The organism is Pigmentiphaga sp. H8, assembly GCF_003854895.1.
Taxonomy (GTDB): Bacteria; Pseudomonadota; Gammaproteobacteria; order Burkholderiales; family Burkholderiaceae_B; genus Pigmentiphaga.
This window is the reverse complement of the sequence record NZ_CP033966.1, coordinates 3,996,341-4,022,635: the sequence shown is the minus strand read 5'-3', so window position 1 is coordinate 4,022,635 and position 26,295 is coordinate 3,996,341. Positions and strand designations below refer to the sequence as shown.

At 67.3% G+C, this 26,295-nt stretch carries 20 protein-coding genes; 12 read left to right on the top strand and 8 right to left on the bottom strand.

Translation table 11 applies throughout. The features are described from left to right. Positions 1-139 precede the first annotated feature (139 nt). Positions 140-3,376, top strand: coding sequence for a carbamoyl-phosphate synthase large subunit (carB, locus tag EGT29_RS19005; RefSeq protein ID WP_124690442.1), 3,237 nt, complete (start codon positions 140-142; stop codon positions 3,374-3,376). A gap of 25 nt (positions 3,377-3,401) precedes the next feature. Here carB and EGT29_RS19000 read toward each other — a convergent pair whose 3' ends face one another. Further along, positions 3,402-4,655, bottom strand: coding sequence for a mechanosensitive ion channel (locus EGT29_RS19000; protein ID WP_202865550.1), 1,254 nt, complete (start codon positions 4,653-4,655; stop codon positions 3,402-3,404). 301 nt (positions 4,656-4,956) lie between these two features. Here EGT29_RS19000 and greA point away from each other — a divergent pair, with 301 nt between their 5' ends. Then, positions 4,957-5,433, top strand: a complete 477-nt coding sequence (gene greA, locus EGT29_RS18995; RefSeq protein WP_124690441.1) for a transcription elongation factor GreA — start codon at positions 4,957-4,959, stop codon at positions 5,431-5,433. Positions 5,434-5,610: 177 nt separating this feature from the next. Then, a complete protein-coding gene (locus EGT29_RS18990; protein WP_124690440.1) occupies positions 5,611-6,036 on the top strand; it encodes a DUF4149 domain-containing protein in 426 nt (141 codons plus the stop codon). Here EGT29_RS18990 and EGT29_RS18985 read toward each other — a convergent pair. Then, positions 5,985-6,734: a YhbY family RNA-binding protein gene (locus tag EGT29_RS18985; protein WP_124690439.1), complete on the bottom strand. Its 750-nt coding sequence runs from the start codon at positions 6,732-6,734 to the stop codon at positions 5,985-5,987. The two genes, EGT29_RS18990 and EGT29_RS18985, sit on opposite strands and share 52 nt — an antisense overlap. Positions 6,735-6,867: 133 nt before the next feature. Here EGT29_RS18985 and EGT29_RS18980 point away from each other — a divergent pair, with 133 nt between their 5' ends. From EGT29_RS18980 to EGT29_RS18955, 6 genes are all read left to right on the top strand, one after another. Continuing rightward, entirely contained in the window at positions 6,868-7,518 is a 651-nt protein-coding gene (locus EGT29_RS18980; protein ID WP_124690438.1) for an RlmE family RNA methyltransferase, read from the top strand. A gap of 79 nt (positions 7,519-7,597) precedes the next feature. After that, the gene (gene ftsH / locus EGT29_RS18975; protein ID WP_124690437.1) at positions 7,598-9,484 is read left to right on the top strand and encodes an ATP-dependent zinc metalloprotease FtsH; all 1,887 of its coding nucleotides are present in this window, start codon (positions 7,598-7,600) and stop codon (positions 9,482-9,484) included. Positions 9,485-9,629: 145 nt separating this feature from the next. After that, entirely contained in the window at positions 9,630-10,490 is an 861-nt protein-coding gene (folP, locus tag EGT29_RS18970) for a dihydropteroate synthase (protein WP_124690436.1), read from the top strand. 52 nt (positions 10,491-10,542) lie between these two features. Continuing rightward, positions 10,543-11,883, top strand: a complete 1,341-nt coding sequence (glmM, locus tag EGT29_RS18965; protein ID WP_124690435.1) for a phosphoglucosamine mutase — start codon at positions 10,543-10,545, stop codon at positions 11,881-11,883. An 88-nt stretch (positions 11,884-11,971) separates the two neighbouring features. Next, the gene (locus tag EGT29_RS18960) at positions 11,972-12,424 is read left to right on the top strand and encodes a histidine phosphatase family protein (RefSeq protein WP_124692434.1); all 453 of its coding nucleotides are present in this window, start codon (positions 11,972-11,974) and stop codon (positions 12,422-12,424) included. A 402-nt stretch (positions 12,425-12,826) separates the two neighbouring features. Next, entirely contained in the window at positions 12,827-13,630 is an 804-nt protein-coding gene (locus tag EGT29_RS18955; RefSeq protein WP_124690434.1) for a GNAT family N-acetyltransferase, read from the top strand. A gap of 140 nt (positions 13,631-13,770) precedes the next feature. On the opposite strand, the gene ppx is transcribed toward EGT29_RS18955, so the two are convergent. Beyond that, positions 13,771-15,261, bottom strand: a complete 1,491-nt coding sequence (gene ppx, locus EGT29_RS18950; RefSeq protein ID WP_124690433.1) for an exopolyphosphatase — start codon at positions 15,259-15,261, stop codon at positions 13,771-13,773. 135 nt (positions 15,262-15,396) lie between these two features. Here ppx and ppk1 point away from each other — a divergent pair, with 135 nt between their 5' ends. Then, positions 15,397-17,490, top strand: coding sequence for a polyphosphate kinase 1 (gene ppk1, locus EGT29_RS18945; protein ID WP_124690432.1), 2,094 nt, complete (start codon positions 15,397-15,399; stop codon positions 17,488-17,490). Here ppk1 and EGT29_RS18940 read toward each other — a convergent pair. The 5 genes from EGT29_RS18940 to EGT29_RS18920 form a co-directional block, all read right to left on the bottom strand. Continuing rightward, positions 17,487-18,668, bottom strand: a complete 1,182-nt coding sequence (locus tag EGT29_RS18940) for a RhtX/FptX family siderophore transporter (RefSeq protein ID WP_370283053.1) — start codon at positions 18,666-18,668, stop codon at positions 17,487-17,489. The genes ppk1 and EGT29_RS18940 overlap by 4 nt on opposite strands. Positions 18,669-18,729: 61 nt before the next feature. After that, on the bottom strand, positions 18,730-19,170 hold the full coding sequence (locus tag EGT29_RS18935; RefSeq protein WP_124690430.1) for a cupin domain-containing protein: 441 nt from the start codon (positions 19,168-19,170) through the stop codon (positions 18,730-18,732). Beyond that, positions 19,167-20,846 carry a PepSY domain-containing protein gene (locus EGT29_RS18930; RefSeq protein WP_124690429.1) on the bottom strand — a complete coding sequence of 560 codons (1,680 nt, stop codon included), beginning with the start codon at positions 20,844-20,846 and terminating at the stop codon, positions 19,167-19,169. The genes EGT29_RS18935 and EGT29_RS18930 overlap by 4 nt, the downstream gene beginning before the upstream one ends. Before the next feature lies 1 nt (position 20,847). Then, positions 20,848-22,983, bottom strand: coding sequence for a TonB-dependent siderophore receptor (locus tag EGT29_RS18925; protein WP_238160099.1), 2,136 nt, complete (start codon positions 22,981-22,983; stop codon positions 20,848-20,850). Between the two features lie 116 nt (positions 22,984-23,099). Continuing rightward, the gene (locus EGT29_RS18920) at positions 23,100-23,960 is read right to left on the bottom strand and encodes an AraC family transcriptional regulator (RefSeq protein WP_161567874.1); all 861 of its coding nucleotides are present in this window, start codon (positions 23,958-23,960) and stop codon (positions 23,100-23,102) included. A 153-nt stretch (positions 23,961-24,113) separates the two neighbouring features. On the opposite strand from EGT29_RS18920, the gene pstS reads away from it, so the two are divergent. Further along, positions 24,114-25,154, top strand: a complete 1,041-nt coding sequence (gene pstS / locus EGT29_RS18915) for a phosphate ABC transporter substrate-binding protein PstS (RefSeq protein WP_124690427.1) — start codon at positions 24,114-24,116, stop codon at positions 25,152-25,154. Positions 25,155-25,264: 110 nt separating this feature from the next. Further along, positions 25,265-26,290, top strand: coding sequence for a phosphate ABC transporter permease subunit PstC (gene pstC, locus EGT29_RS18910; protein WP_124690426.1), 1,026 nt, complete (start codon positions 25,265-25,267; stop codon positions 26,288-26,290). Positions 26,291-26,295 lie beyond the last annotated feature (5 nt).

The window sequence follows — 26,295 nt, the reverse complement described above, 5'->3', positions numbered from 1 at the left end:
TACGCGCTTCGCGCGCCCCTCGAGGGGCGACGCGGGCGGACCGGCGAAGCCGGATCCGCGGCGTCCCGGATCCGCGACGGCAATTTCAGGCCTCACGCTCTAGCGAAGCACGTTGAACAACAAGGTTGACCGTAACATCATGCCCAAGCGTACAGACATCCATACCATCCTCATCATCGGCGCCGGTCCGATCGTCATCGGCCAGGCGTGCGAGTTCGACTACTCGGGCGCGCAGGCCTGCAAGGCGCTGAAGGCCGAGGGCTACAAGGTGATCCTGGTCAACAGCAACCCGGCCACGATCATGACGGATCCGGAAACGGCCGACGTCACCTACATCGAACCCATCACCTGGCAGGTGGTCGAAAAGATCATCGAGAAAGAGCGCCCCGACGCGCTGCTGCCCACCATGGGCGGGCAGACCGCGCTGAACTGCGCGCTGGACCTCGACAAGCACGGCGTGCTGGCCAAGTACGGCGTGGAGCTGATCGGCGCCAACGCCCACGCGATCGAGAAGGCCGAAGACCGCCAGAAGTTCAAGAACGCGATGACCAGCATCGGCCTGGAGTCGGCCAAGTCGGGCGTCGCGCACACCATGGACGAAGCCTGGGACATGCAGCGCCGCATCGCCGAGCAGACCGGCACCAGCGGCTTCCCGGTCGTGATCCGGCCCAGCTTCACGCTGGGCGGCACGGGCGGCGGCATTGCCTACAACGCCGAGGAATTCGAGACCATCTGCCGCCGCGGCCTGGAGGCCTCGCCCACCAGCGAGCTCCTGATCGAGGAATCGCTGGTCGGCTGGAAGGAATTCGAGATGGAGGTCGTGCGCGACAAGGCCGACAACTGCATCATCGTCTGCTCCATCGAAAACCTGGACCCCATGGGTATCCACACGGGCGACTCGATCACGGTCGCGCCGGCGCAGACGCTGACCGACAAGGAATACCAGCTGATGCGCAACGCCTCGATCGCGGTGCTGCGCGAGATCGGCGTGGACACCGGCGGTTCGAACGTGCAGTTTGCGGTCAACCCGGCCAACGGCCGCATGATCGTGATCGAGATGAACCCGCGCGTGTCGCGGTCGTCGGCGCTGGCCTCGAAGGCCACGGGTTTTCCCATCGCCAAGGTGGCGGCCCGGCTGGCGGTCGGCTATACGCTGGACGAGCTGCGCAACGACATCACCGGCGGCGCGACGCCCGCTTCGTTCGAGCCCACCATCGACTACGTGGTCACCAAGGTGCCGCGTTTCGCGTTCGAGAAATTCCCGCAGACCGATGCCCACCTGACCACGCAGATGAAGTCCGTGGGCGAGGTGATGGCCATCGGCCGTACCTTCCAGGAGTCGTTCCAGAAAGCGCTGCGCGGCCTGGAAGTGGGCGTGGACGGCCTGAACCAGAAGACCACCGACCGCGAGCGCATCGAGGTCGAACTGGGCGAGCCCGGTCCCGAGCGCATCTGGTACGTGGGCGACGCCTTCGCCCAGGGCTTCTCGCTCGAGGAAGTGCAGCAGCTCACCCACATCGATCCGTGGTTCCTGGCGCAGATCAAGGAAATCGTCGACATCGAGCTGGCGCTCGAGAAGAAGACGCTGGCCGATCTCGATCGCGGCACCTTCTGGAAGCTCAAGCGCAAGGGCTTCTCCGACCGCCGCCTGGCCTACCTGCTGGACACCACCGAGACCGAGGTGCGCAAGCTGCGCCACCAGTACGACGTGCGTCCGGTCTACAAGCGCGTCGACACCTGCGCGGCCGAGTTCGCCACGCATACGGCCTACATGTACTCGACCTACGAGGAAGAGTGCGAGGCCAACCCCACCGACAAGAAGAAGATCATCGTCCTGGGCGGCGGACCGAACCGCATCGGCCAGGGCATCGAGTTCGACTACTGCTGCGTGCACGCCGCCATGGCGCTGCGCGAGGACGGGTTCGAGACCATCATGGTCAACTGCAACCCGGAAACCGTGTCGACCGACTACGACACGTCCGACCGGCTGTATTTCGAGCCGCTCACGCTGGAAGACGTGCTCGAGATCGTCGACAAGGAAAAGCCGGTCGGCATGATCGTCCAGTACGGCGGCCAGACCCCGCTGAAGCTGGCCAAGGCGCTGGAAGCCAACGGCGTGCCCATCATCGGCACCAGCCCGGAATCCATCGACATCGCCGAGGACCGCGAGCGCTTCCAGAAGCTGCTGCACAAGCTCGGCCTGCGCCAGCCGCCCAACCGCACGGCGCGCACCGAGGCCGAGGCCCTGGCGCATGCCCAGGACATCGGCTATCCGCTGGTGGTGCGCCCCAGCTACGTGCTGGGCGGCCGCGCGATGGAAATCGTGCACGAGCAGAAGGACCTCGAGCGCTACATGCGCGAGGCGGTCAAGGTCAGCAATGACTCGCCCGTGCTGCTGGACCGTTTCCTGAACGACGCCATCGAAGTCGACGTGGACTGCCTGTCCGACGGCAAGCGCGTCTTCATCGGCGGCGTGATGGAACATATCGAGCAGGCCGGCGTGCATTCGGGCGACTCCGCCTGCTGCCTGCCGCCGTACTCGCTGTCGGCCGAGCTGATCGAGGAAATCAAGCGCCAGACCGGCCTGATGGCTCGCGCGCTGAACGTGGTCGGCCTGATGAACGTGCAGTTCGCGATCCAGCAGGGCACCGTCTACGTGCTGGAAGTGAATCCGCGCGCCTCGCGTACCGCGCCCTACGTCTCGAAGGCGACCTCGCTGCCGCTGGCCAAGATCGGCGCCCGCGCGATGGCCGGCCGCTCGCTCGACGACCAGGGCCTGGGCGAGGAAATCGTGCCCAAGTACTTCTCGGTCAAGGAGGCGGTGTTCCCCTTCGTCAAGTTCCCGGGCGTGGACACCATCCTCGGGCCCGAGATGAAGTCCACCGGCGAAGTGATGGGCGTGGGCGAGAGCTTCGGCGAGGCCTTCGTGAAGTCGCAGCTCGCGGCCAGCGTGCGCCTGCCGGAAAGCGGCACCGCCTTCATCAGCGTCAAGAACGAAGACAAGGGCAAGGTCATCGCGGTTGCGCGCGGCCTGCACGGCCTGGGCTTCTCGCTGGTCGCCACGCGCGGCACGGCGGCCGCCATCGAGGCCGCCGGCATCCCGGTGAAGGTCGTCAACAAGGTCACCGAGGGCCGGCCCAACATCGTCGACATGGTCAAGAACGGCGAAGTCGCGCTGGTGATCAACACCGTGGAAGAGCGCCGCAACGCGATCGCCGATTCGCGGGCCATCCGGACCTCGGCGCTGGCCTCGCGCGTGACCTACTACACGACGGTGGCGGGTGCCTGGGCGGCGGTCGAGGGTATGCAGTACATGCGCCAGGGAGCCGGCCTGCAGGTGTATTCGCTGCAAGAGCTGCACCGCTCGGTGGCCTGACCCCACCGGCGGTGCCTGCCCCGGATCAGAGCCTGGTCTCGGGCGGGCGGGGCTGCTCATCCCCATCCTCGGGGGTGAGCAGCCGGTTCCCCGATGTCCATTTCTGCAGCAGTTGATGAGCGGTCTGGCGGCCCCCCAGCCCGAACGCCAGCGCGCACGCCACCGCCGCGGCGCCCAGGATCAACCCGAAAGCCAGGTTCACGATCTCGTTGGCCAGCCCCATGAAGCGCAGGCCTATGGCCACCGCCAACGCGATGACGGCGTATTTCAGGATCGAGGGCAGCCCGCTCTCGCCGACGGAATCGCCCACGATGCGTGCGACGATGCGTCCCATGATGACGCCTACCAGGATGATGACGCTGCCGAAGACGACCTGGCCGCCCAGTTCGGTGACCTGAGTCAGCATCACCGCCACGGCGTCGAAGGCCAGCAGGCTGGCCGCCTCGACCGCCGCGAACAGCATGATGGCGACCAGGGCGATCAGGGCCGCGACCGACGACGGTTTCGTCGCCGGGCTGAAGGCGCCAAGGCTGCCCAGGGCGCGGTCGAAGCCCAGCGAAGCCAGGGTGCTGGCGACCAGCTGGCGCACCCATTGGGCGATGACGAAGGCAATGGCCAGGAGCAACGCGGCGGCCACCACGCGCGGAATCGCCGCCAGCACGGTCTGGAGCACCGCGACGGCAGGGTCGGCGATCGAGGAAATGCCCAGCGTCTGCAGGGCCGCGATCGACACGGGGATGATGATCAGCGTGAAGACGACGGCGCCGCACACGCGCACCAGCGAGTCCGCGCACTGGCCGTCGCCGGCTGGCTTGTCGGCCGACTGGCACAGGCCCAGCCTGGATCCGATGCGCTCGAAGTTGATCGCTCCCAGGGCCGCCTCGACGATGTTGCGGACGATCTTGGCGAAGATCAGCCCGACGCAGAAGATCAGGGCCGCGCCCACCAGTTGGGGGGCGTAGGCGAAGACCTGGTTGGTCAGGACATGGATGGGGGACATCGCCTGGTCCAACCCCAGCGGCTGCATGGCGACGATCAGCCCGACCAGCCAGACGATCCAGTAGGCCAGCGTGCCCAGGGAGGTGGCCAGGGTCTCTCCTGAACGATTGGTGGACCGGGTGAGGACGGGTAGGGCGCCTACGCCCCGCACGACGGCCCATTTCACGCCGCGCGCGATGAAATGGGTGGCGACCAGGATGACGATCGCGATCAGAATGCGTGGCCCCCAGATCGTAAACTGATCGCTCACATAGCTCATGCGTGGTGTGTTCTCGAACATGGCAATCCCCCGAGTTGGATGTGACGTGTAGGCAGAAACCGAGAGTCAGGATAGAGCAGGTGGGCGGGGATGTTTTCTTTATTAGGGGTTAACCCTTGGTTTTCAAACGGTAAAGTTTGCCCGAGGGCGCTTGCTTGTTCCCCTGAGTTTTTGGACAATCTACATTGATCGCCCCGGTTCCTGATCGAGCCGGGGTTTTATTTTTCACTTTCGCCATTCCTGGCCGCGCTCACGGTGCGGCGGGCGCCAGCTTGCGCTTTCGTGGGGGTGGGGAAATCCAACAGACGTAAAGGAAGTACACATGGCTGCCATTCCGCTGACCTTGCGCGGGGCCGAGCGCCTGAAGCAGGAGCTGCATCGACTGAAGACGGTGGAACGTCCCGCCGTGATCACCGCGATTGCCGACGCCCGCGCCCAGGGGGACCTGTCCGAGAACGCCGAATACGATGCCGCCAAGGAAAAGCAGGGCTTCATCGAAGGGCGCATCCAGGAACTCGAGGCCAAGCTGTCGAACGCGCAGATCATCGACCCGGTCGAGCTCGACGCGGACGGCCGCATCGTGTTCGGCGCCACGGTCGACCTCGAGGATCTGGAGTCCAGCGAGCGCGTCACCTACCAGGTGGTGGGCGACGACGAGGCCGACATCCGGTCCAACCTGATCTCGGTGTCCAGCCCCATCGCCCGGGCGCTGATCGGCAAGTCGGTCGGCGACGTGGCCGAGGTGCAGGCGCCGTCGGGCATCCGGGAATACGAGGTTCTGGACGTCCGGTATATCTAGTCCCCCCTACGCGCTTGCGCGCGCCCAGAATGGCGGGCCCCCAGCCGCTACGCGGCAGCCCCCCAAGGGGGCCGGGACCCGCCTTGGGGCGGCCCGGCGAAGCCGGATCCACCGCATCCTGGGCTTGAGGGGGGCGTGTCCTGATTCAATGTGTTGGTCTGCCCTGGAGGCTGATTGATGGCTACGGTGGTGCGGCTGTTGGCGGCGCTGTGGTGTGGGGCGCTCTGGACGATCGGGCTACTGGTGGTGCCGCTGTTGTTTTCGCAGCTCGAGCCCATGCGCGCGGCGGCGACGGCGGGGTCGTTGTTCCGGCTGCTGGCCTATGGCGGGCTGTTGATGGCCTTGCTGATGCTGCTGCTGGACCGGCTGGGGCGCGGGTTGCCGCTGGGAGCGGCGGGGCGCCGCACCGTGCTGGTCATGGCCGTGGGAGTGGGATTGGGGTATTTCGGCACCCGGCCCGTGATGGACTACGGGCGGGCCTTGATCGCCGCCGGCCAGGCCGTACCCGCCTGGGCGGATTTCGGGACCTGGCACGGGGTGTCGAGCGTGCTTTACTTCTTGGTGGCGGTTCTGGGCTTGCGGCTGGTGGCGGTCGTGCGTTGACCGCCTTCGGCCGGGCGCGCGCGGGCGCCGGCGCGCAGCGACAGCGCGCTGCCCGCCCGCTTGGCTGCCGGCTTGCCCGACGCGGTCTTGCGGGCCGCGCCCAGCGTGGAGCTCAGGCCCGAGGGCCGGCGTGCCGGCGTGGTGCGCGCGGCGCCCCGGCGCGAACCGGTTTCCTCGTGGGTGGAAGGCCGCTGGCGCTTGTCCGTGCCCAGGTAGCGTTCCCGGGCGGTCATGGGGCCGTCGTCGCGCTCGGCGCGGTCCTGACGTTCCGCGCGGGTGCGGGCCGGCGCCACGGGTTTGCCGGCCACCGCCAGTTTCTTGGGCAGGTGGGCTTCGTTGGCCTTGCGCGCGCCGGTACCCAGCGTGGATACGTCCGACTTGGGCTTGCGGGCGCCCAGCAGGTCGGCCGCGTCGGGATCGCGCTCGGTCGGGCGGTACAGGATGAAGACCTTGCCCAGGTGATGGACGGGCGCGCAGGAAAGTTCGCCGCAGATCTGGTAGAGCAGTTCGTCCCGCGTGGCGCGGTCTTCGCCGCCGGCGCGGACCTTGATCAGGCCGTGCGCCGAGAGGTTGCGGTCGATTTCCTGCAGGACGGCTTCGCTCAGGCCCTTGTCGCCGATGAGGACGACCGGTTTGAGCGGGTGGGCAGCGGCGCGAAGGGCGCTGCGCAGTGTCGAGTTGATGTCTAGGACTGGCATGACGAGATTGTACGGGAGCCGGGCCAACGGCGCGATGGCTAGAGGGAACAGGCCCTGGTCCGCAGTATGCTCCGGATAGCGCGGCAATGCCGCATTGATTTGAATCGATACCGACCCGGAAGACCGGGCAGATATGGCCAAGAACAAGTTTTCGAAGAACTGGTTGCACCAGCACATCAACGATCCCTATGTGAAGCTCGCGCAGCAGAAGGGATACCGTGCCCGGGCCGCCTTCAAGCTGACCGAGATCCTGGATACCGAGAAGCTCATGCGCCCGGGCGACGTGGTCATCGACCTCGGTTCGGCGCCCGGCAGCTGGTCCCAGGTCGCCCGCGAGCGCCTGGCCGGCCCGCAGGGTACGATACGGGGACGGATCATCGCGCTGGACCTGCTTCCCATGGAGCCGGTGGCCGGGGTGGAGTTCATCCAGGGCGATTTCCGCGAGGAAGAGGTGCTGCGCCAGCTCGAGGCCCTGCTGGGCAGCCAGCCGGTGGACCTTGTGATTTCCGACATGGCCCCCAATCTATCGGGGGTCGGTGCCGCGGACTCGGCGCGTATCCAGCATGTGTGCGATCTGGCACGGGAATTCTCGCAAGAGCACCTCAAGCCCGACGGGGCGCTGATCGTGAAGGCTTTTCACGGCAGCGGCTTTTCCCAGATCGTGCAGAGTTTCAAGCAGACTTTCCGCAGGGTGGTGGAACGCAAGCCCAAGGCGTCGCGGGACAAATCCTCCGAGACCTTTCTCGTGGGGGTAGGGCTGAAGAATCCCGGCGGCCGACAATAGTAGAATCGGACTTAGTGTCCGATCGGGCCGGGCATTTCCCGGCAGGTCGACCGATCGGCAATCAAGTAGGAGATCGACCTTGAACAATATGTTCTCCAAAGTCGCGGTCTGGATGGTGATCGCATTCGTCCTGTTTACGGTCTTCAAGCAGTTCGAGGGCCGTACCCGTCCGCAGGACACCGTGTCCTACTCCCAGTTCATGGAGGAGGCCAAGGCCGGGCGCATCCAGAAAGTGGATATCCAGGGCGACGTGCTGAGCGTCACGCCCAGCGACGGCCGTCCCTACAGCATCACGTCCCCCGGCGACCTCTGGCTGGTCAGCGATCTGATGAAGTACGGCGTCCAGGTGTCGGGCAAGGCCAAGGAAGAGCCCTCGCTCTTCATGAGCATTTTCGTTTCGTGGTTCCCGATGCTGCTGCTGATCGGCGTCTGGATATTCTTCATGCGCCAGATGCAGGGCGGCGGGCGCGGCGGCGCGTTCAACTTCGGCAAGTCGCGCGCGCGCATGCTGGACGAGAACTCCAACACCGTCACCTTCGCCGACGTCGCGGGCTGCGACGAGGCCAAGGAAGACGTCCAGGAACTGGTCGACTTCCTGCGCGACCCCTCGAAATTCCAGAAGCTGGGCGGCCGCATTCCGCGCGGCGTGCTGATGGTGGGCTCGCCGGGTACCGGCAAGACCCTGCTGGCGCGCGCCATCGCCGGCGAGGCCAAGGTGCCTTTCTTCAGCATCTCGGGTTCGGACTTCGTCGAGATGTTCGTGGGCGTGGGCGCGGCCCGCGTGCGCGACATGTTCGAGAACGCCAAGAAGCATGCCCCCTGCATCATCTTCATCGATGAAATCGACGCGGTCGGCCGCCAGCGCGGCGCCGGCCTGGGCGGCGGCAACGACGAGCGCGAACAGACCCTGAACCAGATGCTGGTGGAAATGGACGGCTTCGAAACCGGCCAGGGCATCATCGTGATCGCCGCCACCAACCGGCCCGACGTGCTCGACCCCGCGCTGCTGCGCCCGGGCCGCTTCGACCGCCAGGTCGTGGTGCCGCTGCCCGACATCCGCGGCCGCGAGCAGATCCTGAAGGTCCACATGCGCAAGGTGCCGGTGTCGTCCGACGTCGACGCGACCATCCTGGCCCGTGGCACGCCCGGTTTCTCGGGGGCCGACCTGGCGAACCTCGTGAACGAGGCCGCGCTGTTCGCCGCCCGCCGCAGCGGCCGCACGGTGGACATGCTGGACTTCGAGAAGGCCAAGGACAAGATCATCATGGGGGCCGAGCGCCGCTCCATCGTCATGCCCGAGGAAGAGCGCCGCAACACTGCCTATCACGAGTCCGGCCACGCCATCGTCGCCAAGATGCTGCCCAAGACCGATCCGGTGCACAAGGTCACGATCATCCCGCGTGGCCGCGCGCTGGGCGTGACCATGCAGTTGCCCGAGGGCGACCGCTACAGCATGGACAAGGACCGCATGCTGAACACCATCGCGGTGCTGTTCGGCGGCCGTATCGCTGAAGAAGTGTTCATGAATCAGATGACCACCGGCGCCTCGAACGACTTCGAGCGGGCGACCCAGATCGCGCGCGACATGGTCACCCGCTACGGCATGACCGACTCGCTGGGCCCCATGGTCTATGCCGAGAACGAAGGCGAGGTGTTCCTGGGCCGCAGCATCACCAAGACGACCCAGGTGTCCGAGGCGACCATGCAGAAGGTCGACGGCGAGATCCGCCGCATCATCGACGAGCAGTACGCGGTGGCGCGCAAGATCCTGGAGGACAACCGCGACAAGGTCGAGGTCATGACCAAGGCGCTGCTCGAATGGGAAACCATCGACGCCGACCAGATCAACGACATCGTCGACGGACGTCCGCCGCGGCCGCCCAAGGCCTCGGATTCGGCCGGCGCGCCGCCCAACACGCCGCCCAGCACCGGCGGTGTCGCGCAGAACGCAACGGCTCCGGCGTAGGGCCCCCCCCTACGCCCTTCGGGCGCCCCCCAGGGGGCGATGCGGGTGGACCGGCGGAGCCGGATCCACCGCATCCTGGGGTACCAACTGGCTGGTGGAGGGCGGCGTTTTTGCCGCCCTTTGTTGTTTTTGAGTGAAGGTGGGTATGCGGGATTCCGTGTCGGCTCATTCTGGTTCTGTGCTTCAGTGCGGTCGCTTTTCTCTTGAATTTTCCCGGCCGCTGGTCATGGGGATCATCAACGTCACGCCGGATTCGTTTTCCGATGGGGGGAAGAATCTGGCGTTGGACGCGGGGATCGCGCATGCGCGGCAGTTGGTCGCGGAAGGGGCCGACATGCTGGATATCGGGGGCGAGTCGACGCGGCCGGGGGCGGCGCCGGTGGCGCTGGAGGCCGAACTGGCGCGATTGTTGCCGTTGATCGAGGCGCTGCGGGAGTGCGGGGTGCCGTTGTCGGTGGATACCTTCAAGCCGGCGGTGATGCGGGCGGTACTGGATGCCGGCGCCGACATGATCAACGACATCTACGGTTTCCGGCAGCCGGGCGCCATCGAGGCGGTGGCGCGGGGCGCGAGCGGCTTGTGCCTGATGCACATGCAGGGCGAGCCGCGCACCATGCAGCAGGCGCCGGCCTACGGCGACGTGGTCGGCGACGTGACGGCTTTCCTGCGCCAGCAGGCGCTGCGCCTGCTGGCCGCGGGCGTGGCGCGCCAGCGGATCTGCCTGGATCCGGGGTTCGGTTTTGGCAAGACCACCGCCCACAACTACCAGCTCATGCGTAGTTTGCCCACTATCGGCTCGCTGGGATATCCGCTACTAATCGGGGTGTCCCGCAAGACCATGATCGGGGCGGTGACCGGCAAGCCCGTGGGGGAACGGGTGGCCGGCAGCGTCGCGGCGGCACTGGCCGCGGTGGACCGCGGGGCGGCCATCGTCCGTGTCCATGACGTCGCGGCCACGGTGGACGCCCTGAAGGTCTGGCAAGCGGTGCGGGCCTGGGACGAATGATGGCCGCGCGCTTCCCGCGCGGACAAGAACAACAAGCAGGGGGCCATCCAAGATGGTTGGACGACGCAAGTATTTCGGTACCGACGGCATTCGGGGCAAGGTCGGTTCAAAGGTCATCAATGCGGAATTCGCGCTGCGCCTGGGCTATGCCGCAGGACGCGTCCTGACGGCGGAGCATCGCGACGGAGGGCGGCCGGTCGTCCTGATCGGGAAGGACACGCGCATCTCCGGCTACATGCTGGAATCGGCGCTCGAGGCGGGGCTGTCCGCGGCGGGCATCGACGTCCTCCTGGCCGGGCCCATGCCCACGCCGGCCATCGCTTACCTGACCCGGGCGCTGCGCCTGTCGGCCGGCATCGTGATCAGCGCCTCGCACAATCCCTATTTCGACAATGGCATCAAGTTCTTCTCGGCCACCGGCATGAAGCTGGCCGACGAAGTGGAGCTGCGCATCGAGGCCGAGCTGGGCGAACCGGTCGGGTGCGTGTCCTCCGGCAAGCTGGGGCGCGCCAAGCGCCTGACGGATGCCGCGGGGCGCTACATCGAGTTCTGCAAGAGCGGTTTTCCCAACGATCTCGACCTGACGGACATGCAACTGGTGATCGACGCCGCCCATGGCGCGGCCTACCACGTGGCGCCCGCCGTGTTCGAGGAACTGGGCGCCACCGTGACCTGCATAGGCTGCGCGCCCAACGGGATGAACATCAACGACGGCGTCGGCGCCACGCACCTGGATGCGCTGGCCGAGGCGGTGCAGGCGCAGAAGGCCGGCCTGGGTATCGCGCTGGACGGCGACGCCGATCGCGTGCTGATGGTTGATGGCGACGGCAGACGCTACAACGGCGACGAACTGCTGTATGCCATCGTGACGGACCGCCTGCTGGCCGGGCCGGTGGCGGGCGTGGTCGGCACGCAGATGACCAACCTTGCCTTCGAACACCGGATGCGCGACCTGAACGTGCCGTTCGCGCGGGCCGCCGTGGGCGACCGCTACGTGCTGGCGATGCTGCGCAAGAAGGGTTGGCTGTATGGCGGCGAAAGCTCCGGGCATGTGCTTTGCCTGGATCGCCATACGACGGGGGACGGCACCATGGCCGCGCTCCAGGTGCTGGCGGCGATGCGCCGACAGGGCAAGTCGCTGGCCCAGTTGCTGGAACCGCTGCGGCTGTATCCTCAGAAACTGGTCAACGTGCCGCTCGCGCCGGGCGTGGATTGGCACGAGCATGCCGGTCTGGCCCAGGCCAGGGAAGAGGTCGAGCGGCGGCTGGACGGGCAGGGGCGGGTGCTGATCCGCGCCTCGGGCACCGAGCCCAAGCTGCGCCTGATGGTCGAGGCGGCCGACGAAGCGCTGGTCGACGACTGCCTGGCCCTCCTGTCCGCCAGCCTGGCCTAGCTTCGGCGGCGCCGCGCCCCTGTCAAGCCTCAGTCATGCCCCGCGGGCACAATCGGGAACTTCGATTATGACCATGCAAGCATCGTCCATGAACCTGATCCTCTGGCGGCACGCCGAGGCCGAAGACGGCCCGAACGACCTGCAGCGCGCCTTGACGCGGCGCGGGCACAAGCAGGCCGAGGCCGTCGCCGCGTGGCTTCGGGCCCATGCCCCTTCCGACCTGATGGTCATGGCCAGCCCCGCGGTGCGCACGCGCCAGACCGCCGATGCCCTGGGCTGCGACTACACCGTCGTGCCGGACCTGGCGCCCGAGGCCTCGCCGGCCCACGTCCTGGCCGCCACCGGCTGGCCCCTGTCGCCGCGATCGGTGCTGGTCGTGGGCCACCAGCCGACGCTGGGCCGCGTGGCCAGTACCCTGCTGGCCGGCGAAGACCTGCCCTGGAGCCTGAAGAAGGGCGGCCTGTGGTGGCTGGCCCGCCGCCAGCGCGACGAGGACTTCCAGGTCGTCATCCGCGCCGTCATCAATCCCGAGTTCGTCTAGGGGGGGGAATCCCACCCCCTACCCGCTTGCGCGGGCCCCCTCAAGGGGGCGAAACCGGCGGACTGGCAAAGCCAGATCCGCGGTTTCCTGGGTCTAGGGAAACCATCTTGGACTGAAGCACGGTTGCTACCGCTGGCTGCCAGCGATAGCACCGGTGCCACCCCCCAAGAAACAGGTACTAGACCCAGGATGCGGTGGATCCGGCTCTGCCGGTCCACCCGCATCGCCCCCTGGGGGGCGCGCGAAGCGCGTAGGGGGGACTCCATTCGTAAGCAGGCGTTTCCGGTGGGCCACGGGTATGCGGGCCACGGGTATCGTTTGATTCATGGTACCGTCATGATTCTGTCAATGACGTGAAACGCTAAGCACCGACACTCGACTTACCTGTCAAGGAGTGTGCATATGCTCGAATTCACCCGCATCGAAGCGCGTCGCGGCCTGGCCGACGAACTTCATGGCGGTGTCCAGACCCCCGGCCTGGTCGTGGGGTTGGCGCGTTCCTGGGAAGAAGTCCGGCAAGCCCAGCGCCTGCGTTACGAGGTGTTCACCGAAGACATGGGGGCCGTGTTCCCGACCGCCATCGACGGCATCGACGAGGACCGGTTCGATGCCTGGTGCGAACACCTCATCGTGCGCGAACTGGATACCGGCCGGGTCGTGGGCACCTACCGCATCCTCGGGCCCGACCAGGCCCGCCACGCCGGCGGCTACTACTCCGAATCCGAGTTCGACCTGTCTGGCCTGGGGGCCATCCGCAGCGAACTGGTCGAATTCGGACGCTCCTGCACCCACCGCGACTACCGCAGCGGAGCCGTCATCATGCTGCTGTGGTCGGGGCTGGCGGAGTTCCTGCGCCGTACCGGCAAACGCTATGTGTTCGGCTGCGCCAGCGTCAGCCTGCGCGACGACGGCGCGACCGCGGCGGGGGTGTACCGCTCGGTGGCGGCCGACATCGAACAGGCCCGCGACCTGCGCGTGCAGCCGCTGCACCGGCTGCCCGTCGAGCGCCTGGACTGCAATCTGCCGACCCGCGTACCGCCGCTGATCAAGGGCTACCTGAAAGTGGGCGCCCGCGTATGCGGCGAGCCGGCCTGGGATGCCGACTTCAACACCGCCGATTTCCCCATGCTGCTGTCCATCGACGCGCTGGACGATCGCTATCGTCGGCACTTCGGGCTGGAATCCCAGGTCTCGAGGCGTTCGTGAGGTCCGCGGTGTCGCGTGGCCGCCGCGTGGCGGCGGCGCTCCCGCGCCCGGCGGCAACGCGACGCAGGCGCTTGCGGTTGACGCGGCGGCTGCGCCGCACCGGAGTGAAGGTATTGCGCCGGCTGACCCGGCGCCTGCGTTCAGAGCTCAAGCAGCTCGAACGTGAATCCCACCTTGCGCCATTCTGATTCCTCGGCGCGCAGGGTGAAGTCGGTCAGCGGGTGGGCACTCATCCACGCCGCGTCAGTCTTGACGATGATGGACGATCCCTTGACCGACACCTTGACGGGCGGCGCGGTGATGTCCTCGCGCCGCCGGTAGAGGATGGCCGCCAGTCGCAGGCACAGGATGGCGATCCATTGTTCGTGGTGGTTGACCAGGTGCTGGAGCTTGGCCAGCTTGCCCTGATGGCCTAGCGCCAGGAGCGCGAGCAGGGCCTGGTCCTGGCGCGAGAAGCCCGGCATGTCGGCGTGTTCCAGGATGTAGGCCGAGTGCCGGTGATAGGTGTTGTGGGCGATGGACAGGCCGATCTCGTGCAGCTCGGCGGCCCAGCCCAGCACCCGGGTCAATTCCTGGTGTTCGTCGGCGGGCATGGGCACCAGCTGCTTGAACAGCTCCAGCGCCGTCTGCCGCACGCGCGTCGCCTGGGCGCGGTCCACCTTGTAGCGGCTCATGAACTGGCGCACCGTGTCGTCGCGTTTGTCCAGCGAGGCGTCGCGGCCGGCCAGGTCGTACAGCACGCCCACGCGCAGCGCGCCGTCGGCCGTGCGCATCACGTCCAGGCCCAGTTCGTCGAAAATCGCGCTCATGATGGCCAGGCCGCCCGGCAGCACCGAGATGCGGTCGGGCTTGATGCCCGCCAGTTGCGCGCGTTCGACCGTGCCCGCCTTGATCAGTTTGTCCTTGAGCTTGTCCATGCCGTGCCGGGTGATGCCCGACTCCGAGAAGCCGGACTCGGTCAGGATCGCGCCCAGCGCCTTGCTCGTCCCCGACGAGCCGTAGGCTTCCTGCCATCCGGCCTTGCGATACTGCTTGGCGATAACCTCGATCTCGCGGCGGGCGGCCATTTCGGCCTGCTTCATGGCATGGGCGTCGATGATGCCGTCGGGGAAGTAGGCACGGCTGAAGCTTACGCAACCCATGTACAGCGATTCCATCAGCTCGGGCTCGAAGCGCCGGCCGACGATGAACTCGGTCGAGCCGCCGCCGATATCGACCACCAGCCGCTTGGCCGGCGAGGGGGGCAGCGAGTGCGAAACGCCGGAGAAGATCAGGCGCGCTTCCTCGCGGCCGGCGATGACCTCGATGGGAAAGCCCAGGGCTTCTTCCGCCAGGGGCAGGAATTCGCTGACGTTGCGCGCCACGCGGAATGTATTGGTGGCCACCGCCCGCACGCGTTCCGGATGGAAGCTGCGCAGGCGCTCGCCGAAGCGGCTCAGTACCTGCAGGGCGAAATCGGTGGTCGAGCTGTCCAGCGTCTTGTCCGCCTGCAGGCCGGCGGCCAGCCGCACGGTTTCCTTGAGCCGGTCGACCGGGTAGATCTGGATGGTTCCGCCTTCGTCGACCACGCGGCCGATGACCAGACGAAAACTGTTGGAGCCAAGATCGACGGCGGCGAGCAATTGATTCATGGAATGGAAAGTTGAGATGCGAACTGCAAGAATAAGGCGCTTCAATGACAGAATGGTTGCACTGTCATAAGGTAGTCATCATTTTGACGCAAAAATAGCCCTCTCAGCTTCGTCCCCCATTTTTGCGGATATCCCATGGTTGCCAGATTGCCTGCCAAAGACCTGTTCCTGAATCGCGAGCTTGCCTTGCTCAAGTTCAACGAACGGGTCCTGGCCCTGGCCGAGGACGACCGGGCGCCCCTGCTCGAACGGTTGCGCTTCCTGTGCATCGTGGCTTCCAACCTGGACGAGTTCTTCGAGATCCGTGTGGCCAGCCTGCACGAGCAGGTGCGGCAGAATCCCGGCGCGCGCGGGCTGGACGGCCGGACCCCGGCCGAGGTCGTGCAGCGCGTGTCCGAGGCCGCGCACGCCCTGGTCGAGCGCCAGTACGCTTTGCTCAATCGCGAGGTGCTGCCGCGCCTGCAGGCCGAGGGTATCGTGCTGCACATGGCGCAGAGCTGGACGCCGGCGCAGCGCGCGTGGGCGCACGAGGTGTTCCGGCTGGACGTCATGCCGCTTCTGACGCCCATCGGGCTCGATCCGGCGCATCCGTTCCCGCGCGTGTTCAACAAGAGCCTGAACTTCGCCGTCCAGTTGTCGGGCCGCGATGCCTTCGGCCGCAATGCCGCCATCGCCATCGTGCAGGCGCCGCGCGCGCTGCCGCGCCTGACCCAGATGCCGCCCGAGCTGTCCGGCCACCCGCATGGCTACGTCATGCTGACCTCGTTCATGCAGGCGTTCGTGGGCGACCTGTTCCCCGGCATGACGGTGGACGGCTGCTACCAGTGGCGCCTGACGCGCAACAGCGACCTGTTCGTCGACGACGAGGAAATCACCAACCTGCGCCAGGCCCTGCAAGGGGAACTGACCCAGCGGCACTTCGGCGACGGCGTCCGGCTGGAACTGGCCGACTCCAGCCCGCCGGAACTCGAGAGCTTCCTGCTCAAGGAGTTCTCGCTCACGCCGGCCGACGCCTATCGGGTGGACGGCCCGGTCAACCTGGCACGGCTGATGCAGCTGGTGAACGGCATCAACCGGCCGGAACTGAAGTTCCCGCCGTTCCGCGCGGCCCTGCCGGCGCCGTTCGACCGCAGCAATCTGACGCCCGACGAGCTCTTCAAGGCCATCGCCGCGCAGGACCGGCTGCTGCATCATCCCTACCAGTCGTTCCAGCCCGTCATCGATTTCCTGACCGCGGCGGCGGCCGATCCCAGCGTGGTCGCCATCAAGCAGACCATCTACCGCACCGGCGAGGATTCCGAACTGATGCGCCTCCTGCTGGCGGCGGCGCGCTCGGGCAAGGAAGTGACCGTGGTGGTGGAACTGATGGCCCGCTTCGACGAGCAGACCAATATCAACTGGGCGGCGCGGCTGGAAGAGGTGGGCGCGCACGTGGTCTACGGCGTGGTGGGCCACAAGACCCACGCCAAGATGGCCCTGGTGCTGCGCCACGAGCGCGGCCGCATCCGTCGCTATGGACACCTGGGGACCGGCAACTACCATCCCAGCACGGCGCGCCTGTACACCGATTTCGGCCTGTTCACCGCCGACGCGCGCATGTGCGAGGACATGGAGCAGATATTCTCGCAACTGACCGGACTGGGCGCGCGCCGCCACCTGAAATGCCTGCTGCAGGCGCCGTTCTCGCTGCACGAGACCATGGTGGCGCTGGTCCGCCGCGAGGCGCGCCACGCGCGCGCGGGCAAGCCGGCGCGGATCATGGCCAAGATGAACTCGCTGCTGGAACCCTCGGTGATCGAGGAACTGTACAAGGCCAGCCGCGCGGGCGTGCGCATCGACCTGGTGGTGCGGGGCGTGTGCACCTTGCGCGCCGGGGTGCCGGGGCTGTCGGACAACATCACCGTGCGGTCCATCGTCGGCCGCTTCCTCGAACACTCGCGGGTGTTCTACTTCCTGAACGGCGGCCAGGAGATGGTCTACCTGGCCTCGGCCGACTGGATGGACCGGAATTTCTTCCGCCGCGTCGAAGTCGCCTTCCCCATCTTCGATCCGGCCTTGAAGAAGCGGGTGATCGACGAATCCTTCACCTTCGCGCTGCGCGACAACCAACTGGCCTGGCAGCAGCAGCCCTCGGGAGACTACGTCCGGGTGCGGTCGCGCCGCCGGCCGTTCAACCTCCATGCGCATCTGATGAAGGCGCTGGGCGGCTTCGACGAAACCGCCGGTTAGTTCCGGCGCGTCCGCAGCAGCGCTGGCGTGAGCACCAGCGTGGCCAGCGCCAGTCCGACACCCACCATGAAGCTGCCGCCATAGCCCGCCAGCGCGGCAAGGGCCATCAGCGACGAGGACGCGGCCATCTCGCCCAGGTCGCGCATGCTCTGCACTGCTGTCATGTCGGTGCCGGCCTGGTCACGCGCATGGGCGAAGCGCATGGCGGCGGTCATCATCGCGACGGATGCGCTGCCGGCCCCGAAGCTGGTCAGCAGCGTCGCCAGCCAGACCGCGTACGCGGGCAGGGCGGGCGAGGTCCACGCCAGCACGGTCCAGACGGCTGCCGCCACGCCCGCCGAGGCGATGCCGGCGAAGAACACCGGCCAGGTGCCCAGCCGCGACACCAGCCAGGCCCCGCCGCCGCATCCAAGAACAATGGTGACGGCGCCGCCGACCATGCCGACCTGGCCGATCTTCCCGAGCGCCCAGCCGGCATCGACCAGCAGCAGTTTGGACAGTCCGTGGCACGCGACCACGGTCACGGCGGACAGGAAGGCCGCGGCGATCAGCGCCCAGGCGTGCCGCCCCGAGCGCAGGAAGCGCCACAGGCTGGCTTGCCGTGGGCGCAGCCATTGTTCGGGCGGCGGCGCGGGTTCGCGCCAGGCCGCGACCATCGCCAGGCTGAACGCGATGGGCAGGGCCAGGAGCAGCAGCGCGCCGGTCAGGCCGACGCGCGCATAGGCCATCAGGAACACCGGGCCACCGTAGAAGAAGCCGATCATGGTGCCGGCGACCTGGACCGCGTTGGCGGTGCCGAGCGCGCGGGTTGCGAACCGTTCGGCGACCAGGCCGTCCGTGGCGATGTCCTGTGTGGCGCTGGCCAGCGACGCCGCCACCGAGAGCGTCAGCAGATAGGGCAGGGTGGCCTGCGTGACCCCGATCGCCATGACGCCAAGCAGCAGGGCCAGGACCAGCCCCTGCATGGGCAGGATCCAGCTGCGCCGGCGTCCCAGGCGAGGCGACCAATGATTGTCCACGACCGGGGCCCAGCCGCATTTCAGCACCCAGGGCAGGCTCACCAGGGGAAGATAGGCCAGGGCGCCGAGGCTGGCGCCCTGGCCGCGCAGGATGGCCGGCAGCGCTTCCATCGCGAGGCCGAAGGGGATGCCCTGGGAAGCGTACAGGCAGGCGATCATGGGCCATTGCAGCAGCGTGGCGCCGCGCCGTGCCGTCGAGGTGGGGGAAAGGGAGGGCATGTCAGTCTTCCTGGTCGTGAGGGCGGTGCAGGCGGTGTTCGCTGTCGGTGGCGGGGGTGACGAACATCAGGCGGCCCGGCTGGTGTACCTCCAGCCGGTGCCACCACCCCTGGGGAACGACGAGCGATTCCCCGGCGGCGACCTTCAGTTCGCGTTCGTCGCCCGCGTCCGCGGCCAGGACGACGCGCAACGATCCTTCCAGCAGCGTCAGGATCTCGTCGCCGCGCGGATGTCGTTCCCAGTGGTTGCCGTGGACCGATGCGGTGTCGGTGATGGGCTTGATGCCCATGATCCAGCCGGCCCGAGGCAGGCCATCCCGCTGGAACGGCATCAGGTGGACGGTTGCGTCGGCCTGGAGGACTGCCAGCGAGGAGGACAGCGCGAAGAGCCGGGGCAGGCGCGAGGCGTCGCCGGCGGGGGTGGGAAGTTTGTGTCGGGTCATGATGGATGACGAAAGGAAAAACGGGCGAGCCGCCACGACAGGGCGCCCGCCAGGATCAGCAGGAGGTCGAAGGCCAGTGCCGGCAGTTCAGCGGCCAGCGGGCGGCCGACCTGGCGCGCCAGGCTGGCGAGGGCCGCCAGCCAGAGCAGCAGGCCTGCAAGCCGCAGCGCGGCCGTGGCGCGCCGGCTGCCGTGTCCCGGCCAGGCGAAGCCGGCGGCCGCCGCCAGCCAGGAGCCCCAGAAGGCCCACACTTGCAGCGCGGGCCGGGCCGGCAGGGTGTCCGGCGTCAGGCTGGTGACCGCCAGGAGGACGCAGCATGAAAGCGTCAGCCCCAGGCAGACGCCTTGTGTTGCCCGCCGCGGCCAGGCCAGCGGACGCTGCGGCGTGGCTCGCCGCCGCAGCCAGAGCCAGGTGCCGGAGGCGGCCAGCAGCGCGGCGGCCAGACCGCCGGCCGCGTGCAGCCAGCGGCTGGCCGAGCCGCTGTATTGCGCGAAGTGCAGGGGCTGGATGGCGATGAACGCCTGGGTCCAGGGGCCGCGTTGCGCCGCGCTGTCGTGGCGCAGCAGCGCGCCGTCGCGCAGGCGGTAGTGGAAGCGCTCGAATACGCCGGTGCTCAACTGGCCGGCGCCATGGCCGCGCAGGGTGGCGTAGGCCTGCGCATCGCCCCAATGCCGGATGGCGATGCTCTCCACCTGGAACCTGGGGTGGGCCTGCCGGTGGCGGTCGACCAGGGCGTTCAGGCCGTGCATGGCGGCGGGCTGCCCCAGGGCCGGGAAGGCCGCGTTGTCCATCAGCGCCTGCAGGGCCTGGCGCGGGTCGTTGGGGAAGGCGTGCGGCGCCAGGTTGACGGTCGCCAATGCACCCACGCCCGAGAAGATGCCCGTTACCGCGATCAGCAGCAGGAGCGGCGAAAGCCAGAGTCCCAGCAGCTTGTGGGCGTCGAGCGCCAGCGTCCGCGTGTCCGCGCCGATGCGCAGCCGCAGCAGTCCCGAGGCCTGGCGGGGATGGTTGGCCACGCCGCCCACGACCATGAAGGCCAGCGCGAAGCCGAACAGGCTCACGACCACCCGCCCGGGAAAGCCCGCGTGTAAGGTGTTGTGCAGCGTGACCAGCAGGTCCGTCGCGCCGCCGTGGGGAGCGGGCATGGGGCTGGCGTCGTCGGCGCGCAGAAGCAACGGGGATGGGCCGGCAGCCGGCCCGCCGCCGGCGGGAGCCACGATGGCATGGCGCCGCAGGCCGTCCGGCAACTGGATCGTCAAGGAAGCGGCATTGCCGAATCGTGCCCGGCCCGCATGCAGCAGGGCGTCCAGGTCGAGGCGCGGGACGAGGGCCTTTCGCTCGGATGGCATTTCCCAGTAGCGGACTTCCTGCTTGAGCACGGCGAATACACCGGTCAGGCAGACAACGAACAGCACGAGGCCGACGATCATGCCGGCCCAGGCGTGCGTGACGGCCACGGCGCGGCGCATGGGCAGGGCTGCGCGCGTGCCCGGAAGCAGGCTGCCGCCCAGCAGCAGCAACTGCGCCAGCACGCCGATGAGCATGCCGGCATACAGCCTGTCCAGCGCGTCGTCCAGCGGTGCCCAGCGCGCGATGGCGATCGCCAGTCCGATGGCGGCCGCCGGGGCGGCCAGGACGGCCAGGACGGTGCGCAGGGGCCAGTGCGGAGCCGGCACCCTAGTACTCCACGCGCAGCGTCAGCGCCACGCTGCGGGGGTCGCCGTAGCGGTTGTTCCAACTGGTGCCGGACAGACTCTGGTAGTAGCGCCTGTCGAACAGGTTGTTGACGTGCAGCGCCGCGCTCATGTGTTTGTTGATGCGGTAGCCGATCCGCAGGCTGGCCAGGGCATAGCCGCCCTGGCGCAGGGTTACGCCGCCGGACTGCACGGTGTAGGCGCTTTGCGCCTGGATGCCCACGCCCGCGCTGAGCCGGCCGTCGTTCCCGGGCAGCACGGTGTTCGCCCAGAGCCTGAAGATGTGCTTGGGCGTGAAGCGGGCGAAGGGCTGCCCCTGCGACTGGGCGTCCTTCAGGTACTCCGTGGCGTTGTAGGTATAGCCCAGCGACAGGTCCAGCCCCGGCATGACCTGGCCGTTCACTTCCGCCTCGATCCCGCGGCTCTCGACCTCGCCGCCGGCGACGTAGTAGCAGGCCGACCCCGCGCAAGGATGTGCGGGGTCGGCCTGTGCGCGGTTGCGCTGCCGGATGTTGAAGAGGGCCAGGCTGGCATCCAGCCGCCCGTCCAGCAGGCCGCCCTTGATGCCGATCTCCCGGTTGCTTCCCTGGACCGGGTCGAGCATGCCGCCTTCCCACGTGGTCTGGGTCTGGGGCTGGAAGACCTGCGCGTAGCTGGCGTAGAGCGCCCACCGCTGCGCGATGTCCAGCACCAGGCCGCCATAGGGCGTGAACTCGCTGCTGAGCCGGGAACTGGCGGAAGAGGTGTCCTGCTTCCAGCGGCTCACCCGCCCTCCCAAGATGAGTTTCAGGGGGTCGGCCAGCGAGAACCGGCCCATCGCATAGATGCCCGACTGGACCATGCGCGTCGGACCGCGCGACGTGTAGGGACCGACCGCTGGTTCGGGCACGCTGCGCGGATCCCATTTCCATACATCCACCGGCATGCCGATCGGTGTCAGGAAACTGGCGGAGAACTGCTCGGTGCTGGTGCGCAGGTGGTTGACCCCGATCAGTGCCTCGTGCCTGCGGCCGAACAGCGTGAACGGGCCATTCAGATAGCCGTCGGCGCTGGTCTGTCGGTTCTCGAATTCATAGGCGCCGCCCGTCAGGCGCGGACCGGTGCCCGTCGCGGGATCGACCGCGCCATTGGCGCCGGCATATTTCAGGTCGACCTCGCCCGTCAGGTGGTTGACGTTGAGCTTGGCCGTCCAGCCGTTGTCGAACGCATGTTCCAGGCCGGCGAACAGCCGCGTGTTGTCCCAGTTGAAGCGGTCCCAGGCGACATCCAGATAGGTCGAGCGCGGCAGGCCGATGTCGCCGCCGTCGCGGTAGAAGGGCACCCCGGCCATGTTGGTGATGGAGCGGATGCGCTGGTGATGGACGCCCAAGGAAAGCACGGTGTCGGGGCCGAGGTCGAGTTCGGCCGTGCCGTACAGGTTGGTGGATTTCTGGCCCGCCACGTCGTAGAAGAAATCGCGGTCCTCGTGGCTGGCGACCATCCTTGCGCGCAGGCTGCCGCTTTCGTTCACCGGGCCGCCCACGTCCGCCTCGGCGCGGTAGCGGTTCCAACTGCCGGCGGTCAGCGCGCCGCGCGCGCCGAACTGCCGCGGCGCCCGTTTGGGGACGAGGTTGACGGTGGCGGCCGGGTTGCCCGTGCCCTGGAGCAGGCCGTTGGCGCCGCGCAGGATCTCCACCCGTTCGTACATGCCCATGTCCTCCGGCGCGCCGGCCGTCTGGCCCATGAGCACGGGTACGCCGTCCTGCTGGAAGGAGTCGATCTTGAAGCCCCGGGCGTAGTAACCCGTGGTGAGTTGCTGATAGGGCTGGACGGTGATCCCGGGTGCCTGCTGCAGCACTTCTTCCAGCGTCTGCAGGTTCTGCTGCTGCATGCGCTCGCGGTCGATGACCGTGACCGACTGCGGCGTTTCCCTGGCGGACTGCGACGTCTTGAGCAGTGACGACGGCGTGTCCGCGCCGCCCGTGACGGTGACCGCGGGCAGCGTGCTGGCCGGCGGCTCGGGGGCGGCCTGGGCATGGGCACTCGCGCCCAGCAGCAGGATGGCCGAGGCGAGGGCGGTGCGGGCCAGGCCGGGGTGGAAGGCGCCCTGGCGGGCATGAAATGGCTTGCGGGTATCCACGAAGACCCTCTCCCTTTTTTTGAATTGAGAATCAATCTCATCAATTCTAGGAAGGGAGACGGGTACGAATTGGCGATTGCCGGTATCAATCTGGCGGTCGGGCGTATCCGGCTAGGCTAGCGGCGAAGTCCGCGCGGCGCGAGGCCGAAGCGTTTCTGGAAAGCCTTGGAGAAGTGCGAGTCGCTGTAGCCGGCGGCGGACGCGGCCTGGGCCACGGTGCACCGGCCGGCGGCCAGCATGCGATAGGCGAGTTCGAGGCGCTGGTCGCGCACGAACTGATAGACGCTGCAGCCGAACAGGGCCCGGAACCCGCGCGTGAGCGTCGTCACGTTCAAGCCGACCTGGCGCCCCAGGGCCGCCAGGCCAGGCGGTTCGGAAAGCTGCTCGAGCAGTCGCGCGCGAGCCTCGTGCAGTGCGTCGAGCTGGCGCGGCGACAGCTTGAGCGCATCGGCCTGGGATGGTTCGGCGGCGGGCGCGAGTTCCAGGCCGGCCAGCACGGTAGCGGTCAATTCCAGGGCCTTGCCGGCCAGGTAGAGGTCGCGCAGGTTCCCGCGCAGGGGGCAGGCCAGCAATTGCCGGCCCAGGGCCTGCAGGATCCGGTTGGCCTGCTGGTCGAGGAAGAACGGGGCATCGGCACCGTTGCGCTGGCGGGCATGCCGGCCTATGTCGAGGTCCAGGCCTTGCTGCAGCGCTTCCTCGGGCATGCGCACGGCCACGTAGCGTAGCGGCGAGGCGGCATGGAAGGCATGGCTGACCGTGAACGGGCTGCGGCTCAGACTGAGGTGGACCGCAGGGCCCTTCAAGCCCACCTGCCGGTGTTTTTGCATCGAGTAACGCAGTTCCCCGCCCAGCAGCAGGACCAGCTTCAATCCGGCTTCATTCTGCTCGGTAATGGCCTGGTCGTGATCCGCGCGCAATATACCGCCGCTGATGGACAGCGAGGCGGTCATCGCGGGGACATGCCATTGTTCGGGCATCGGGGCGGATATCATGGATTTGAATGAGAATCGTTCCTGATTCTACATGCTCGCTCCATGACCGTCATGTGTTCTGTCATGGTCATGTCATATTTGCTACGTAATCTGACGCCGTCGTGAGCTTTACCTCCCACAAAAGCAGAGGACCTGCAAATGTTCAAACTCGTATTCAAGCAAGTTTCGGTGGGCGTCGTGCTGGGCGTTGCCGCGTTGTCCGCGCACGCCGCCGATATCACCGGTGCCGGCGCGTCGTTCCCTTACCCCATCTACGCCAAGTGGGCCTCGGATTACAAGGCCGCCACGGGCAACACCGTGAACTACCAGTCCATCGGTTCGGGCGGCGGCCAGAAGCAGATCATCGCCAAGACAGTGGATTTCGGCGCTTCGGATGATCCCATGAGCGGCGCCGACCTGGAAAAGAACGGCCTGGTGCAGTTCCCCGCCGTGATCGGCGGCATCGTTCCCGTCGTCAACCTGCAAGGCATCCAGCCCGGCCAACTGAAGTTCACCGGCGCGCTGCTGGCCGACATCTACCTGGGCAAGGTCAAGAAGTGGAACGACGAGGCCATCGCCAAGCTGAATCCCGGCGTGAACCTGCCCGCCGCCGACATTATCGTCGTCCACCGTTCGGACGGTTCGGGCACGACCTTCGGCTGGACCAACTACCTGTCCAAGGTTTCCGCCGACTGGAAGTCGTCCGTGGGTGAAGGCAAGGCCGTCAAGTGGCCCGCCGGCCAGGGTGGCAAGGGCAACGAAGGCGTCGCCAACTACGTCAAGCAGTTCGCCGGCGCCATCGGCTACGTCGAATACGCCTACGCCAAGCAGAACAAGCTGTCGCACGGCCAGGTCCAGAACAAGGACGGCAAGTTCGTTCAGCCGGAAGAGGCCGCCTTCGCCGCCGCCGCCGCGAACGCCGACTGGAAGAGCGCGCCGGGCATGGGCGTGATCCTGAACAACGAGCCGGGCGACAAGAGCTGGCCCATCACCAGCGCCACCTTCATCCTGATGCACAAGGCGCAGGACAAGCCGACGCAAGGCGCCGAAGTCCTGAAGTTCTTCGACTGGGCCTTCAAGAACGGCAAGAAATCGGCTTCCGAGCTGGACTACGTGGCGCTGCCCGACGCGGTAACGACGCAGATCCGCTCGCTGTGGAAGTCCGACATCAAGGACACCAGCGGCAAGTCGCTGTACTGATCCGCCGAGGTGCCATAGTGGCGTGAAACGGGGCCGGGCGGAGTCGTCCGCCCCGTTTTTCGCGTTTCCAGGCCCTCTGGCTCGACCTGTCTCCCTTTCCGGAAACCCCCATGAGCGCGGTCCTTGATAACATTTCGGGCGAGATTCGAGGAAATTCTTCCTCCGAGCCGACTACTACCGGGAATACGCCCCCGATGAAGAAAAACCGTAACGCGGCCATGGACGCGTTGTTCAAGAACCTGACCCGGTTCTTCGCCTTTGCCGTGCTGAGCCTGCTGGCCGCCATCCTGGTGTCGCTGGTCGTGGGCAGCCAGATCACGCTCGAGAAGTACGGCATCTCGTTCCTGTGGTCCTCGGAATGGGACCCGGTCAACAATGAATACGGCGCGCTGGTGCCCATCGTCGGCACGCTCGTCACCTCGGCCATCGCGCTGCTGATCGCGGTGCCGGTGTCGTTCGGCATCGCGCTGTTCCTGACCGAGCTGTCGCCCACCTGGCTGCGCCGGCCGCTGGGCACGGCGGTCGAAATGCTGGCGGCCATTCCCTCCATCATCTACGGCATGTGGGGCCTGTTCATTTTCGCTCCGCTGTTCAAGGAATACGTGCAGCCCTTCCTGATCGCCACGCTGGGCAACATCCCGGGCGCGGGCATCCTGTTCCAGGGGCCGGCCTTCGGCATAGGCGTATTCACCGCCGGCATCATCCTGGCCGTGATGATCATCCCCTTCATCACCGCCGTGATGCGCGACGTGTTCGAGCTCGTGCCGGCCATGCTGAAGGAATCGGCCTACGGGCTGGGCGCGACCACCTGGGAGGTCGTCTCCCGCGTGGTGCTGCCGTTCACCAAGGTCGGCGCCGTGGGCGGCATCATGCTGGGGCTGGGCCGCGCGCTGGGCGAGACCATGGCCGTCACCTTCGTCATCGGCAACGCCTACCGGCTGTCCGGCTCGCTGTTCGCGCCGGGCAACTCGATCGCCTCGTCGCTGGCCAACGAGTTCGCCGAGGCCTCCGACGACGTGCACCTGTCGGCGCTGATCGAGTTGGGCCTGATCCTTTTCCTCATCACCACCATCGTGCTCGCCTGCTCGAAGCTTCTGCTGCTGCGCCTGGCGAAGAGCGAAGGCGCCCGGTCCTAAGGAGC